Origin of the sequence: Micromonospora globispora (genome assembly GCF_003857015.1) — a bacterium.
Classification (GTDB): Bacteria; Actinomycetota; Actinomycetes; order Mycobacteriales; family Micromonosporaceae; genus Micromonospora; species Micromonospora globispora.
The window spans coordinates 1-755 of the sequence record NZ_QGGF01000761.1; the positions used below are offsets into that span (position 1 = coordinate 1).

At 75.6% G+C, this 755-nt stretch carries 1 pseudogene; it reads left to right on the top strand.

What is annotated here, in order from left to right:
- Positions 1-119: 119 nt before the first annotated feature.
- Positions 120-755: pseudogene (locus DKL51_RS33475) on the top strand (hypothetical protein); the annotation flags it as partial.

Sequence of the window (755 nt, forward strand, 5' to 3'; positions counted from 1 at the left end):
CGGATCACGTTGACCAGCGGCATCCCTGTACCCGCCCCCACCGTCGCGGCGGAGACCCGATGAGCCGGTTGCCCCACCCCTGCGACAACCGGACGGACGGTTCGGAGCGTTCAATCCCCGTGACGGAAGACGAGCTGGAGCGCGCGCTGCGGGAGACCTTCGCCCGTCGGGTCGCCGCGCCACAGCCGCTCGCCGTCGACCCGGCCGGTGTGGCGATCCGGCGGGCCAACCGGACGGTACGGACTCGGGCGCTGGCGGGGCTGGCCCTCGCCGCGGTGGCCACCGTCGTCGTCACCACCGGCATGGCGCAACTCCGTGACGAGCCGGGCCACCAGGGGAGTCCGACGGTGGTGCTCGGCGACCCGCAAGGATCTCCGTCGCCGCTGCCGAACCCGTCCGCGCCGGCGCCGACGAGTGGGCCGGTGCGCGCCGAGCTGGACCTGATCATCGGCTCCTGGATCCACACCAGCGGTGGCGAGCGGCGCGAGCTGGTCGGGGTCGGCCCGGTCGAGCGGGCTCAGCGTGTCCCCGACTACGGCGGCTGGCTGATCACGTCGGCGCCCACCGTGGCCGGCCGTACGCTCTGGTGGGTGCCGCCCAACGGCAGTTCCCCGCAGGTGCTGCTCGCCGGCGCCGACGCGATCGCGGTGGCGACCGACGGGCGGCAGGTGGCCTGGCGCGATGGGCCGGACATCCTCGCCGCCGGCCTGGTCGGCGGCCAACTCGTCGCGCCCGCCCGGACGGCGGCCCCGGAC